This window comes from Stenotrophomonas sp. SMYL41, from assembly GCF_036319965.1.
GTDB lineage: Bacteria > Pseudomonadota > Gammaproteobacteria > Xanthomonadales > Xanthomonadaceae > Stenotrophomonas > Stenotrophomonas maltophilia_R.
The window spans coordinates 211,858-226,092 of sequence record NZ_JAWIRX010000006.1 but is presented as its reverse complement, the minus strand read 5'-3'; the positions used below and the strand labels follow the sequence as shown (position 1 = coordinate 226,092).

General features: G+C 68.0%; 14 protein-coding genes. 9 read left to right on the top strand and 5 right to left on the bottom strand.

Going from position 1 to position 14,235, the window contains the following annotated elements; translation table 11 throughout:
• Positions 1-229: 229 nt before the first annotated feature.
• Positions 230-958, bottom strand: a complete 729-nt coding sequence (locus tag V3B30_RS09865; RefSeq protein ID WP_262083448.1) for a hybrid sensor histidine kinase/response regulator — start codon at positions 956-958, stop codon at positions 230-232.
• Between the two features lie 127 nt (positions 959-1,085).
• Here V3B30_RS09865 and rlmD point away from each other — a divergent pair, with 127 nt between their 5' ends.
• From rlmD to V3B30_RS09820, 9 genes are all read left to right on the top strand, one after another.
• Positions 1,086-2,420 (top strand): 23S rRNA (uracil(1939)-C(5))-methyltransferase RlmD, encoded by a 1,335-nt coding sequence (gene rlmD, locus V3B30_RS09860; protein ID WP_100473565.1) that lies wholly within the window; start codon positions 1,086-1,088, stop codon positions 2,418-2,420.
• Positions 2,421-2,454: 34 nt separating this feature from the next.
• Entirely contained in the window at positions 2,455-2,940 is a 486-nt protein-coding gene (locus tag V3B30_RS09855; protein WP_262083447.1) for a CYTH domain-containing protein, read from the top strand.
• 113 nt (positions 2,941-3,053) lie between these two features.
• Positions 3,054-3,749, top strand: coding sequence for a DsbA family oxidoreductase (locus tag V3B30_RS09850; RefSeq protein WP_262083446.1), 696 nt, complete (start codon positions 3,054-3,056; stop codon positions 3,747-3,749).
• Between the two features lie 164 nt (positions 3,750-3,913).
• Positions 3,914-4,921, top strand: a complete 1,008-nt coding sequence (gene nagZ, locus V3B30_RS09845) for a beta-N-acetylhexosaminidase (protein ID WP_262083445.1) — start codon at positions 3,914-3,916, stop codon at positions 4,919-4,921.
• On the top strand, positions 4,921-5,475 hold the full coding sequence (locus V3B30_RS09840) for a hypoxanthine-guanine phosphoribosyltransferase (RefSeq protein WP_005410592.1): 555 nt from the start codon (positions 4,921-4,923) through the stop codon (positions 5,473-5,475). The genes nagZ and V3B30_RS09840 overlap by 1 nt, the downstream gene beginning before the upstream one ends.
• 82 nt (positions 5,476-5,557) lie before the next feature.
• A complete protein-coding gene (locus V3B30_RS09835) occupies positions 5,558-6,304 on the top strand; it encodes an S-methyl-5'-thioinosine phosphorylase (protein ID WP_049430529.1) in 747 nt (248 codons plus the stop codon).
• Between the two features lie 88 nt (positions 6,305-6,392).
• Positions 6,393-6,599 carry a cold-shock protein gene (locus V3B30_RS09830; protein WP_005410590.1) on the top strand — a complete coding sequence of 69 codons (207 nt, stop codon included), beginning with the start codon at positions 6,393-6,395 and terminating at the stop codon, positions 6,597-6,599.
• A 125-nt stretch (positions 6,600-6,724) separates the two neighbouring features.
• The gene (locus V3B30_RS09825) at positions 6,725-7,993 is read left to right on the top strand and encodes an NAD(P)/FAD-dependent oxidoreductase (protein ID WP_262083444.1); all 1,269 of its coding nucleotides are present in this window, start codon (positions 6,725-6,727) and stop codon (positions 7,991-7,993) included.
• A 180-nt stretch (positions 7,994-8,173) separates the two neighbouring features.
• Positions 8,174-8,443, top strand: a complete 270-nt coding sequence (locus V3B30_RS09820; protein ID WP_100473560.1) for a hypothetical protein — start codon at positions 8,174-8,176, stop codon at positions 8,441-8,443.
• A gap of 1 nt (position 8,444) precedes the next feature.
• Here V3B30_RS09820 and pdeM read toward each other — a convergent pair whose 3' ends face one another.
• From pdeM to V3B30_RS09800, 4 genes are read right to left on the bottom strand one after another with little or no spacing between them, the layout of a single operon-like run.
• Complete coding sequence (gene pdeM, locus V3B30_RS09815; protein WP_262083443.1) at positions 8,445-9,086, bottom strand: ligase-associated DNA damage response endonuclease PdeM; 642 nt, start codon at positions 9,084-9,086, stop codon at positions 8,445-8,447.
• Positions 9,076-11,535, bottom strand: a complete 2,460-nt coding sequence (locus V3B30_RS09810) for a ligase-associated DNA damage response DEXH box helicase (protein ID WP_262083442.1) — start codon at positions 11,533-11,535, stop codon at positions 9,076-9,078. Before V3B30_RS09810 ends, pdeM begins: the two co-directional genes overlap by 11 nt.
• The gene (locus V3B30_RS09805; RefSeq protein ID WP_262083441.1) at positions 11,532-13,139 is read right to left on the bottom strand and encodes an ATP-dependent DNA ligase; all 1,608 of its coding nucleotides are present in this window, start codon (positions 13,137-13,139) and stop codon (positions 11,532-11,534) included. Before V3B30_RS09805 ends, V3B30_RS09810 begins: the two co-directional genes overlap by 4 nt.
• The gene (locus V3B30_RS09800; protein ID WP_262083440.1) at positions 13,136-14,134 is read right to left on the bottom strand and encodes a ligase-associated DNA damage response exonuclease; all 999 of its coding nucleotides are present in this window, start codon (positions 14,132-14,134) and stop codon (positions 13,136-13,138) included. The genes V3B30_RS09805 and V3B30_RS09800 overlap by 4 nt, the downstream gene beginning before the upstream one ends.
• Positions 14,135-14,235 lie beyond the last annotated feature (101 nt).

Below are 14,235 nucleotides of genomic sequence, written 5' to 3'. Positions count from 1 at the left end.
GATCGCGGAAATCTGTCAGAGGTGGGGCGGGGGGGGGGGGGGGGGGGGGGGGGGGCCGGGGGGGGGGGGGGGGGGCCGGGGGGGGGGGGGGGGGGGCCCCCCCCCCCCCCCCACCGCCCCCCCCCCCCCCCCCCCCCCCCACCAGCCCACGGAATTCCAGTTTTTGCTCTTGCCGTTGCCTTGGCTTGAAGCCTCTGCAGGTGCAGGGCGCAGCCCTGCCGAACACCCCTCAATGCAGCAGGGCAGCCACCGCATCGCGGAACCCCGCCTGGGCCTGTCCAGACTCGGGCGCATGATGCAGCTGGCGCACCGCCCGGCCCAACCGTGCCGCTCCCACGAAGCCACAGCTGGCCTGCAGCCGGTGCAGCTGGCTGCGCAGCTTGCGCTCGTCGTGCTGGTCCACCGCCTGCTCCACTGCATCACGCACGCCCGGCAACTCGGCCAGGAACAGCTCGCGCAGGGCGATCAGGTGGTTGCGCTGGCCATTGAGCGCGGCCAGGGCTGCGGTCTCGTCCCAGTCCTGTACGGCCAGCTCGACTGCGGCCGGAGCCTGTGCAACGAAGATTCCCGCCGGGCTGTTGACCAGCGCACGGCGCACCGCCTTCAGCAGCTGGTCGCGGCCAAGTGGCTTGACCAGGGTGTCGCTGAAACCGGCTTCGCGCAGGCGGGCGTGGATGGAGGTATCGCCGTCGGCGGTATGTGCCAGCGCCGGCGTGTCGGGGTGTGAACGGCGCAGCTCGCGCAGCAGCTGCGCGCCATTGCCGTCTGGCAGGTTGACGTCGATCAGCCACAGATCATGCGCGCCGGGTTCGGCACTGGCCAGGGCACTGGCCAGCGAATCTGCGGTATCCACATCCGCCGGTAACGTTTCCAACGCCGCCTTGAAAAAACCGCGGCTGATGATGTCGTCCTCGACAAGCAGGAAGCGGGGCCGTGCGGCCCGCGGGGTCATCTGCATCAGGGCTGCCTCCATGTCAGCTGTCCCAATCATCAAGCACGGCGGCCACGGGCGCAAGCGGGTCCCGGCCCCGTCGGTCAGGATCTGCGACAATACGCCCCCATTTTTGCCCGCAGCCTGTTGCCACGTGGCCCGATCCCGTTCCCGCACCGACCGTACCCCATTCCAGACCGAGATCCTCGACCTCAGCCATGATGGTCGCGGTGTCGCCCGCCGTGAAGGCGAGGGCGGCAAGGTCACCTTCGTCAGTGGCGCGCTGCCCGGCGAGGTGGTGATGGCTGAACAGACCGCCCGCAGCCGCCATTTCGACGAGGCGCGCACCGTGGAAGTGCTGCAGGCCTCGCCGCAGCGGGTGACCCCCAAGTGCCCTCATTTCGGTACCTGCGCCGGTTGCGTGCTGCAGCACCTGGACGAGGACCAGCAGATTGTCGCCAAGCAGCGCGTGCTGATGGACAACCTGGAGCGGATCGGTCATGTGAAGCCGGGCACCGTGCTGGCGCCACTGGTCGGTGAGAGCTGGGGTTACCGCCGCAAGGGCCGCTTCTCGGTGCGGCGGGTCGAGAAGAAGGACAAGACCCTGGTCGGCTTCCGTGAACAGGATCCGCGCTTCGTCGCCGACCTCAGCCAGTGCCTGACCGTGATCCCCGAGATCGGCACCAAGGTCGAGGCGCTGTCCACTTTCATCGAGTCACTCGATGGCAAGCGTGACATCCCGCAGATCGAGTTCATCGCCGGTGACCAGGCCGTGGTCCTGACCGTGCGCCATCTGCAGCCGCTCAGCGATGCCGACCGCGTGGCCTGGGCCGCCTTCGGCCAGCAGCATGGCTTCGTGATCTACCTGCAGTCCGGCGGCGTGGACACGGTGCAACCGCTGGACGGGCAGGGTGTGCCGCTGTCGTTCCGGTTGGCGCCGTGGGATGTCGAGCTGGCGTTCCGTCCGCTGGACTTCATCCAGGTCAATGCCAAGCTCAACGAGAAGATGATCGCCCACGCCCTGGACCTGCTGGAACCGGGGGACGACGAGCGCGTGCTGGACCTGTTCTGTGGCCTGGGCAACTTCACCCTGCCGCTGGCGCGCCGCGTGCGCGAGGTGGTCGGCGTGGAAGGCGATGCCGGCCTGGTCGCGCGTGCGCGTGAGAACGCCGAGCGCAACGGCCTCGCCAACGCGCAGTTCTTCAGCGCCGACCTGACCCAGGACCAGCGCAGCACCCCGTGGATGCGCCAGGGCTTCGACAAGCTGCTGCTGGACCCGCCGCGCTCGGGCGCGATCGAAGTGCTGCAGCAGCTGCCGCTGAAGCAGTTCAAGCGCATCGTTTACGTCAGCTGCCACCCGGGCTCGCTGGCGCGCGATGCCGGCTATCTGGTCAATGAGCAGGGCTTCACCCTGGTCAGTGCCGGCGCCATGGACATGTTCCCGCACACCGCGCATGTGGAAAGCATCGCAGTGTTCGAGAAGCGCTGACAGGTTGTCATCACCCATCGCGCATAATGGCGCGATGGGCATCGAAATCGAACGCAAATTCCTCGTCAGCAGTGATGGCTGGCGCACCGCCGCGCACCGGGTGATCCCGATGGCGCAGGGCTACATCAACGACATGGGCGCGCTCGACCGCGGCACCCAGAACGCCTCGGTGCGCGTGCGCATCGAAGGCGACCACGCTGCCCTGAACCTGAAGTCGCGCACCATCGGCCATACCCGCCAGGAGTTCGACTACCCGATCCCGGTGGACGATGCGCGCGCGCTGCTGGCGTTGTGCGTGGGGGGGCTGATCGACAAGCGCCGCCATCTGGTTGAACACGCCGGCCTGACCTGGGAAGTGGACGAATTCCTCGGCGACAACGCCGGCCTGATCGTGGCCGAAGTCGAGCTGGACAGCGCCGACCAGGCCATCGACCTGCCGGACTGGGTGGGCGTCGAAGTCACCGACGACGCGCGCTACTACAACGTCGCGCTGGCCAGCCGCCCCTATTCACAATGGTGAAACCCCAGAAAGGGGACGGAGGGGATTAAGTCGTCTTTACCCCACTTGTGCGGGAAACGACTTAATCCCCTCCGTCCCCTTTTTTCGAGGGAGGCGGGCCCCATGTCGGGGGGATGAGAATCGACATCTACTCCGACGTGGTCTGCCCCTGGTGCTGGATCGGCAAGCACCGCTTCCAGCAGGGCGTGCAGTTGCTGGGCGCCAATGCGCCTGAACTCGATATCCACTGGCAGCCGTTCCAGCTGGATCCGGACGCGGACGACACCCCGGTGCCGCTGCGCGAGGCTTACGTGCGCAAGTTTGGTGGCGTCGAGCGTACCGAGCAGATCCTCGGCCAGACCCAGACCACCGCACGGGCCGAGGGCCTGCCCATGGATTTCAGCCAAGGCCAGGTGCGGGTGACCACGCTGCCGGCGCACCGGGTGCTGTGGCTGGCCGGACAGCACGGCGTGCAGGATGCGGTCGGGGAGGCGCTGTTCCGCGCCCACTTCGAGCTTGGCCAGAACCTGGCGGACCCTTCGGTGCTGATCAAGGCCGGTGTGGCAGGCGGCCTCGACGCTGGTGAAATCGCGCAGATGCTGGCCTCCGACCGAGGCTTGGCCGAAGTTGAAGCAAAGCTGGAGGAGGCCCGCGCGTTGGGCATTTCCTCGGTGCCGACCTTCGTCATCGACAGCCGCTGGGCCATTTCCGGAGCACAGCCCCCAGAGGCATTCGCCAACGCCCTGCGCCAGATCGCGGCCGAACAGGGCACCCCGAGCACCCTGGCGGGCGGCGACGAGGCCTGCGGCCCGGACGGCTGCAAGGTCTGATCAGGCCCTCAAAAGGGGATGGTGGGGATCAGGACGTATCCAGCCCGCTGGGGCCGATTGCGACTTAATCCCCTCCGTCCCCTTTTTCTGACCACTGCGCCTGTCGGCCGGTTCTGCGACAATGCGGCACTGCGCCATGCGGGCGCGTGTTGTGGAGATCGACCATGCTGCTGATCGGCGTTGCCGGCACCGAACTGACCGCCCAGGAACGCGACTGGCTGCAGCACGATGCCGTGGCCGGGGTGGTGCTGTTCAAGCGCAACTTTGCGTCGCGCCAGCAGGTGACCGATCTGAGCGCGGCGATCCGCGCCGCTGCCCCGCGCCCGCAGCTGATCTGCGTGGACCAGGAAGGCGGCCGCGTGCAGCGCTTCCGCGAGGGCTACAGCGCGCTGCCGCCGCTGCAGGAGATCGGCGCGCTGTACGCGACCGATCCGCAGCGGGCGCTGGCCCTGGCCGAGCAGCACGCCTGGCTGATGGCCAGCGAGGTGCGCGCCAGCGGCCTCGACCTGAGTTTCGCGCCGGTGGTCGACCTTGGCCGTGGTAACCGCGCCATCGGCGACCGCGCCTTCAGTGAAGACCCGCAGGTGGTGGCCGCGTTCACCGCCGCCTACGTGCGTGGCATGCATGCGGTCGGCATGGCCGCCACGCTCAAGCATTTCCCCGGCCACGGCACCGTGCTGGAAGACACCCACGTCGATACCGCGATCGATCCGCGCGCGCTGGAGGAACTGCGCACGCAGGACCTGGTCCCGTTCCAGGCCGGCATCGCCGCCGGTGCCGACGCGGTGATGATGGCGCACGTGATCTACCCGCAGGTGGCGCCTGAGCCGGCCGGCTATTCCCCGCGCTGGATCCAGGACATCCTGCGCGGCGAGCTCGGCTTCCGCGGCGTGGTGTTCTCCGATGACATCGGCATGGCCGCCTCGCACAGTGCCGGCGGCGTGCCGGCGCGCGTGCATGCACACCTGGATGCCGGCTGCGACGTCGTGCTGGTCTGCCACCCGGAACTGGTCGATGAAGCCCTGCACGCCGTGCAGGGACGCTCCCTCAATACTGCTGCGCTGCTGGGCCTGCTCGGCCGCGGCGCGCTTGGCTGGGACGGCCTGCTGGCCGATGCCCGCCATGGCGATACCCAATCCCGTCTGCTTGAAACCCTTGGAAGAACCGTCTGATGCCCAACCTCACCATTTCCCAGGCCCTGGCCCAGGCTGACCTGCTGGTCGACCGTCCCACCATCGACAAGGCCATCGCTGGTATCGCCGACGCCATCGCGCGCGATTACAAGGGCGAGGTGCCGCTGTTCCTGTCGATCATGCATGGTGCGCTGCCGTTTGCCGGCCAGTTGGCGCTGGAACTGGGCGCGCGCGGCCAGGACGTGCAGTTCGATTACCTGCACGCCACCCGCTACCGAGGCGAAACCACCGGCGGCGACCTGGTCTGGAAGCACAAGCCGGCCACCTCGCTGTTCGGCCGCCGCGTGCTGCTGGTCGACGACATCCTCGACGAGGGTTACACCCTGCAGGGCGTGCGCACCTGGTGCCTGGAACAGGGCGCGACCGACGTACGCATCGCCGCGATGACCGTGAAGAAGCACGACCGCGCACTGCCGGACGTGACCGCCGATTACGCGGGTATCGAGCTGCCGGACCGCTACGTGTTCGGCTTCGGCATGGACGTCAACGAAACCCTGCGCTGCGTGCCGGCCATCTACGCGATGAAGGAATAACGGCGTAGCTGCCCACAGCGCGTCTTCTTCCATCGCCGGCATCCTCGGGTGCCGGCGTTCGTCTTTTCATGGAGTGCTTCGAATGCAACAGATCGCCCTGGCCGTGATTGGCGGTACCGGTGTCTACAACCTGGCCAAGCTTGACGACGTGCAGACCCACGAGGTCGACACCCGTTTCGGTCGCCCGTCCGGCCCGGTGCGGGTGGGCACGCTGCTCGGCCATCGTGTGGCGTTCCTGGCGCGGCATGGCGAGGGGCATTCGCTGCCGCCGCACAAGATCAACTACCGCGCCAACCTGGCCGCGCTGCAGCAGCTGGGCGCGCAGCGCGTGCTGGCGTTGAACACGGTCGGTGGCATCACCGAACACTTTGGTCCGCGCGTGCTGGCCTGCCCGGACCAGATCATCGACTATACCTGGGGCCGCATCAGCACGATCTGTGAAGAAGAAGGCACCGACGTGGTCCACGTCGATTTCGGCCATCCGTACACGCCGATGCTGCGCAGCAAGATTCTGGCGGCAGCCAAAGTGACCGGTGTCACGGTCCATGACGGTGGCTGCTATGGCGCAACGCAGGGCCCGCGCCTGGAAACCATCGCCGAAATCGCCCGCATGCGCCGCGACGGTTGCGATCTGGTGGGCATGACCGGCATGCCGGAAGCCGCACTCGCGCGGGAGCTGGGGCTGGATTACGCCTGCCTGGCGATCATCGCCAACTGGGCCGCCGGTTGTGGTGATGGCGAGGAGATTACGATGGCTGAAGTGCTGGCCAATGTGCAGGCGGCCAGCAACGGACTTCCGGAACTGGTGGGCGAATTGGCGCGGGGGTGATTGTCTTCCCCGAGCAAGCTTTGCATACTCAGCTTGTGCGCGGGTTCAGCGTACACCACCCATTCATTGCATAAGGTCTCGCATCACCATGCCGAACGGTACCGTCAAGTGGTTCAACGACGCCAAGGGATTTGGCTTCATCTCGCCGGAGGATGGCAGCGCCGACGTGTTCGCGCACTTCTCCGCCATCAACTCCAAGGGCTTCCGCAGCCTGCAGGAAGGCCAGCGTGTCACCTATGACGTGACCCAGGGCCCGAAGGGTGCCCAGGCTTCGAACATCACGCCGGCCGAGTGATCCACTCGACAGTGCGTTGAAAACCCCGCTTCGGCGGGGTTTTTTTTGCGTCACGGCAAGGATTGTGCTGCCGGGGGCAGGAGTGCAGATGGTCATCCGGAATTGCGCTCGGGCACAATGCGGCCATGAAGGAACGACTGCGTATCGCCGTGATCGGCTACGGCACCGCCGGACAGGCAGTGTCCATCCTGCTCTCCCGTGATGGCCACGAGGTGGAGATCTTCGAACGCGTGCCCACGCCGGGGCCCGTTGGCGCCGGCTTCCTGCTGCAACCCAGCGGCCTGCAGGTGCTGTGGCAGATGGGCCTGCTTGATGCCGTGCGCGCGCATGCCGCGCCGGTGCACCGCCTGTATGGCGATACCCCGTGCGAACGCGCGGTGATGGACATGCGCTATGACGGCCTGGATGCGCGGCTGCATGGCCTCGGCATGCAGCGTGGGGCGCTGTTCTCGCTGCTGGACGCGGCGCGTGCGGGTGCGGGCCAGCTGCATGCCGGCGTCACCATTGCCGCAGTAGATGCCGCGCAGGGCCGCCTGCGCGACAGTGACGGGCGCATGCATGGCCCGTTTGATCTGGTGGTGGCCGCCGATGGTGCCGCCTCGACACTGCGCAGCACGATCGAAGGCGGTACCGGGCTGGACCGGGTGTATCCCTGGGGAGCGCTGTGGTGCCTGCTGCCGGCCGAGGACTGGCCGCACCTGCAGGAGCTGCGCCAGCGCTACGTGGCCGCGCGCAAGATGATCGGGCTGCTGCCGGTCGGTACGCGGCCCGGTGATGACACGCCGCGCCTCAGTTTCTTCTGGAGCCTGCCACGCGCGGATTTCGAACGTTGGCAAGCCGATGGCATGGCGCCTTGGCTGGACGAACTGCACGCGCTGTGGCCGCAGGCCAGTGCGCGTTTCGCGCATCTGCATGATGCCGGCCAGCTGGCGCGCGCGGTCTACCGTGACGCTGTGATGGCGCGCTGGCATCACGGCCGCATGGTGCTGGCCGGCGATGCCGCGCATGCGATGAGCCCGCAGCTGGGGCAGGGCGTGAACATGGCGCTGCTCGATGCGCTGGCACTGCGTGATGTCGTGCGCGCGCATGGTGGCGGTGCCGCTGCATTGCAGGCCTACCAGGCGCAGCGCAGGGCGCACGTTGCGGTCTACCAGCGCTGGAGCCGTTGGCTGACGCCGCTGTTCCAGTCCGATCGTGACGCCTGGGCGAAGGCGCGCGACGTACTGCTCGGCCCGATGGGGCGCCTGCCCGGAGGACGTGGCCACATGCTGCGCGTGCTCAGTGGTACCCAGCATGGCTGGTTCGGTTCGCTTGCGCTGGATCCGGCATTCATCGGCGCGCTGGCCAGCGCCGCCGAACCACCTCGCGCGCACGTGGCCGCGGCAACGGCGTGAAGCACGCCGTCACGTGAATTAACGGTTGCCTCACCGTGGATATGCGAGAAGTAGATTGCACGCGATTGCGCGTCGCCCGTTTTCATTTCCGTGATCAACATCGCGCGTGGCCCGGGCGGCGCTGCCGTTGCGGCCTGTTGCGGCCCGGACGTGCCGCCTGTTGTTGAAGAGGAGGACGCCATGTTGTTCGCGGTCGAGGAGCTGGAATCGGAAATCTGCAAGCTGCGCGGACTGTTGCAGATGCTGCACGAGGACCAGCCCGACGTACTGGAGGACGTGTTTGAATTCCATGTGGGCAGCCTGATCAGTCATGCATCGCCGGAGCACCACGCACGCATCCGTGCCTGCGCGCAGGAGATGCTGGCGGCAACCCAGGCCCTGCCGCGGCGACGCGAAGATGACACGCCCGAGTTCCAGTTGATGCCGCAGCTGGGCATTGGTCCGGCCTGATTCAAACCACTGGCAGTTCCACCAGGCCGTTTTCCACGCAGGCGACCATCTGTTCGCCGAGAGCGGGAACAGGCACGATTCCGGCGGTGAACGCGGAAAAGGCCGGAAGGACCGTCATCCTCTCGCGCAGCCAGAATGCGGGGAAGCGCCGTCGCAACGGCGCCAAGGCGACCTGCGGATGCAGATGCCCGGCGATCACATGCAGCTCCGCATCGGGCGTCGGCTCATGGCGAAGCAGGAACGGCTGCAGCCGTACTTCGTCGTGGACCTGTACCTGCAGCTGGGCATGTGGCAGCTGGTGATCGTGATTCCCGCGCAGGACGTGCACGTCCAGTGCGGTATTGCGTTCGCGCCATCCCAGCCATTGCTGGTACCACGCGGCGCGATGCGCCGGTCCATGCAGGATGTCGCCCAGGATCCACAGCTCGCGGCAGGCATGCCGGTCCAGCAGTTCCTGCAGGCGTTGCAGGTCTTCGCCAGTGCCGCCACTGGGCAGTGCGATGCCGGCGCGGCGGAACACATCGGCCTTGCCCAGGTGCAGGTCGGCGATCAACAGCGCCTGCCGCGCGGGCCAGTACAGCGCACGCGCGCCAAGCAGACTCAGCGATTCGCCCGCGCGCAGCAGCGGCAGTTCATCGGCCATGGCGGCGCTCCAGCTGCTGGGCCGCGCGTTGCACGCGGGTACGCCAGTCCTCGTTGCTGAACTGCCCACGCAGGCGTTCGGCCCACAACGGGAAGCCCAGTGGTGTAAGTGACGATGGACGCTGCATCGAGAGGATCTGCGTGCCGATCCTTGCCAGTACCTGCTGTAACCCGGGCAGGTCGAGGCTGTCGTGCAGCACCTCGTGCTCGGCCAGCGCCAGCAGCAGGTGCTCAGGATCGTGCTCGCGCAGCACGTCGAAGAGCAGGCCCGCCGAGGCCTGCAGCTGGCGCAGTGATCGCGGCATGCCGCCGGGCAGGCTGGGTACCAGCAGGCCAGCTACCCGTGCGATGCCACGGAACTGGCGGCGCGCCAGCTCGCCCAGGTTCACCGCGGCACGCAGATCGTCGAGCAGCTGATCGGGGCTGAACAGCGCACGCCATTGCGCCGCGTCCAGATCGATTGCCTGTGCCGGTGCCAGCACCAGGCCATGGTCATTGACGGCATAGCCGATGCTGTTGCGCTGCTGACGGGTGCAGCGCAGCGCCAGCAGGGCGGCCAGCGCCTCATGCACGTGGCGGCCGGCAAAGGGATAGACGAACAGGAACTGGCCTTCGCGGCGTCGCACCTCTTCCACCAGAAGGTGGCCAGGGCCGGGAAGCGACGACAACTGCTGCTGCAGTGCCAGCAGGGGTGACAGCCAGCGTGATTCGGCACTGTCGTCGGCCCCGGACAGGACCCACTCCAGCTCGCGGCCGAGCGGCATCGACAGCGGCAGCTGGCCGCCCTGCCAGCGTGGCACGACACCGTCACCGCGCCCTCGTGCCAACCGCACGAAGGCGGTCATGTCGCGCAGCTGCACCAGCTCCAGCAGGCGTCCGGCGAACTGGAAGCGATCGCCTCGGCGCAGGCGGCTGGCGAACTGTTCTTCCACGGCGCCCAAGCTACCGCCGCGCAGGAACTGCACGCGCACGCTGCCATCGCTGCTGATGGTGCCGATCGACAGCCGATGGCGCAGCGCCTGGCGACGGTCGTGCATGCGGTACTGCCCATCGGCATCACGCACGACCTTGTGGAAATCGGGGTACTGGGCCAGCGCCTGGCCGCCCTGCACGATGAACGTGAGCACGGCCTGCCATTGATCGTCGCCGAGAGACGCGAAAGCATGGGTACGCCGTACCTGCGCCAGCAGCGCGGCGCTGTCGAAGCCGCCAGCCAGAGCGCGGCTGACCGCATGCTGGGCCAGCACATCCAGCGAAAGCGTCGGTGGCCTGCGTGCTTCGACCACGCCTTCGGCCAATGCACGGCGCACCGCGGCGTACTCGGCCAGCTCCAGCGCATGGCTGGGGACGCACAGGATCGAGCCGCTGGCACCCGGACGGTGGCGTGCGCGTCCGGCGCGTTGGCGCAGGCGCGCCACGCCCTTCGGGCTGCCCAGCTGCAGTACCTGTTCAACCTCGGGGAAGTCCACGCCGAGGTCGAGGCTGGAGGTGGCAACGACGCAGCGCAGCATGCCCGCGCGCAGCCCGTCTTCCACCTCCTGGCGCAGCGCCGGATCCAGCGAGCCGTGGTGCAGCGCCAACGTGGCCGGGTCTTCCGGCCAGACCGCCGCCAGCGCCTGGTGCCACAGTTCTGCCTGCGCACGGGTGTTGGTGAACAGCAGGCTGCTGCGCGCCTGCATCAGTGCCTCCAGTACGCGTGGCAGCTGCGCCAGGCCGAGATGCCCGGCCCACGGGAAACGTTCGCCGGGGTCCGGCAGCAGGCTGCGCACGCTGATTGCGCGCGGGCGCACGCCCTGCACGATCGGTGCATCCGGCTGCCCGGGCAGCAGCACGTCGCGCGCTTCCTGCAGGTTTCCCAGCGTGGCCGATAGGCCCCATAGCTGCAATGCAGGCGCGGCCTCGCGCAACACCGCCAGGTTCAACTGCAGCAGCACACCACGCTTGCTGCCCAGCAGCTCGTGCCATTCGTCCACCACCACGCAGCGCAGCTGGCGCATGCGCTGCAGCGTATCCGGATAGCTCAGCAGCAGCGCCAGCGATTCCGGCGTTGTGACCAGTACGTCGATGCGGCCCTCGCGCGCCTGTCGTCGTTCGCGGTTGCTGGCGTCGCCACTGCGCAGGCCGACGCGCCATCCAAGCCCCACCCCATCAACCACGGCCTGCAGTGCGCGCGCGGTGTCGCTGGCCAACGCGCGCAGGGGCGTCACCCAGAGCACCTGCAGTGGGCGCACCGCGCTTGCGCGCCGGGGCGGGGGCGGTGGGGCGATCATGGCCTGCAGCAGCGGTCCCCCGAACATCGCCAGTGTCTTGCCGCTGCCAGTGGGCGTGTGCAGCAACCCGGATCCGCCGGCGAGATAGTGCCGCCACATCGCGCGCTGGAACGGCAGCGAGCGCCAGCCTTTCGACGCGAACCAGTCTTCCAGCTGGCGCAGGGCCTGGCTGCGGTTCATCGCGCCAGCGCCTGCAGGGCGGCCAGCTGATCGGCCTCGCTGGCCGGCTTGTCGTGGCGCCAGCGCAGGATGCGCGGAAAGCGCACGGCGATACCGGACTTGTGCCGGCTGCTGCGGTTGACTGCCTCGAAGCCCAGCTCGAACACCTGTTCGGCGCGCACGCTGCGCACCGGTCCGAAGCGCTCGCGGGTGTTGGCGCGGATCCAGCGGTCGAGCGCGAGGATTTCCTTGTCATCCAGGCCCGAATAGGCCTTGGCCACCGGTACCAGCGCGTCGCCGTCCCAGACGCCGAACGTGTAGTCGGTATACAGCGTGCTGCGCCGCCCATGGCCGGCCTGCGCATACAAGAGCACCGCATCGATGGTGAGCGGATCGACCTTCCATTTCCACCAGTCGCCGCGGCGTCGCCCGGCCTGGTAGGGCGAGCCACGTCGTTTCAGCATCAGCCCTTCCACGCCGCGTTCGCGCGCTATTTCCCGCATCCCTGCAGCCTGCGGCCAGTCTTCGGCGGCAACGTCGGGTGACAGCCGGATCCGTGCATCACCCAGGGCACCGACGATCTCGGCAAGCCGTGCACGCCGTTCCTGCAACGGATGCTCACGCAGGTCCGCGCCATCGAGTTCCAGCAGGTCATAGGCGAGCACGCGCACCGGCGTGTTGCGCAGGGTGGCCGCACCGGGTTTGCGGCGCTGGATGCGGGTCTGCAGTGCGGTGAATGCACGCGGTAGGTCGGTGGCGTCGTCCCAGGCCAGCAGCTCGCCGTCCAGTACGCAGCCATCGGGAAGCGCCATCGCCGCCTGCTCGATTTCGGGGAAGCGGCCATCCAGCCGCTCTTCGCCGCGTGACCACAATGCGACCTCACCACGCCGACGCAGCAGCTGCAGGCGGATGCCATCCCACTTCCATTCCAGCAGCCAATCTTCGATAGGGCCGAGGCGTTCGGCAGGATCGCTTTCCAATGGCGAGGCGAGGAAGAACGGGTAGGGTTGCTGCCGGTCCAGTGGCAGCTCATCCGGCGACAGCAGCTGGCCCAGCAGCCCGGGCGAGGGCACCCATTCGCCCAGCATGCGCTGGGCGATGCGTGCGATGTCCAGGCCGGACCACTCCGCCAGTGCCTGCTGCACCAGGCGCTGCGAGACGCCGACGCGCAAGGCGCCGGTCAGCAGCTTGTTGAACACCAGGCGTTCGCCGCTGCAAAGCTGCCGCCAGCCGGCGACGACCGCCGTACGGCGCACCGCTTCGGGCTGGTTGGCCACCGCCAGCAGGTGCTGTTCGATCCATTCGGCCAACGGGCGGTCGGGCGAAGGCTGTGGTGGATCATCCAGCAGCAGGGTCAGTGTCTCGGCGAGGTCACCGACCTGCGCATAGCTGTCTTCCACCAGCCACGGTGGCAGCCCCGATTCCTCGGCGATCCAGGTGCGCAGTTCGCCACTGGCGGCGATCTTCCGGCGTGCGCCACCGACCTTGCCACCGCTGAGCAGGTACAGCGCCCACGCCGCATCATGCGCGCCTGCCTGGCGGAAGTAATCGACCAGCGCTGCGCGCTTGTCCAGGGTGGCGGTGCTGCGGTCCAGGCGCTGGTAGAGCGCAGCGAAAGCCTTCATTCCTCGCTCCCGAAATCGGTACGGAAGGCTTCGGCCGCCACGCCGCGCTCGCGCAGGAAGGGAATCAACGCATCGGTATTGCCATGGGTGGCGATCACCCGCTGCGCGCCGGTCTGTTCGATGGTCTGCAGCAGTGCGGGCCAATCGGCGTGATCGGAAATGACGAAGCCACGATCGACGTTGCGGCGACGCCGGTTGCCGCGCAGCTGCATCCAGCCCGAGGCGAAGCCCAACTGGTGGCGGCCGAAGCGGCGCATCCACGGTGTGCCGGCAGCCGAGGGCGGGGCGAGGATCAACTGGCCGGCGGCATCCGGCTGGCGACCCTGCTCGGCCACCGCAAGCGTCTCCAGCATTGGCACGTTGGCCTGCCGGTACACCGCCACACCATTGGCGATGGCACCGTGCAGCCAGGCCGGGCGATCGTCCAGCGGCAGCAGTTCGGCCAGCACCCGTTGCGCCTTGCCCAGTGCATAGCACAGCAGGATCGCAGCTTCGCCGCGCTGCTCGCATTCGCGGCGCCATGCCACGATCTCCGCAGCGACGGTGGGCGTGTCCGGCCAACGGTAGATCGGCAGGGCGAAGGTCGCCTCGGTGATGAAGGTATCGCAGGGCACCACTTCGAATGGCGCACAGGTTGGATCAGGCTGGCGCTTATAGTCGCCGGACGCTACCCAGACCTGCTGCCCGTCGTCGATGCGCACCTGCGAAGACCCGAGTACATGGCCGGCCGGGTGCAGCGATACCTGCACCTGGCCCAGGCGGAACGGCACGCCCTCGGCATGCGCCTGCACCGGCACATCGCCCAGGCGCCAGCGCAGGATCGGCAGGCTGCCGTCGCTGCAGTGGTATTCGCCCATTCCCGGGCGTGCGTGATCGCCGTGGCCATGGGTGATGACCGCGCGCGCTACCGGTCGCCAGGGGTCGATGTGGAAATCACCGGCGGCGCAGTACAGCCCTTCGGGGCGCAGGACCACCAGATCGTCGTTGACTGCCATGTGATCACTGTGGCCGGCCGCTCGTGCACAGGGTGAGAATCGGCCTGAACACGGGCTTGGCAGGCGATGCGGCACAATCGAACCGCACACCTCTTGCCGCC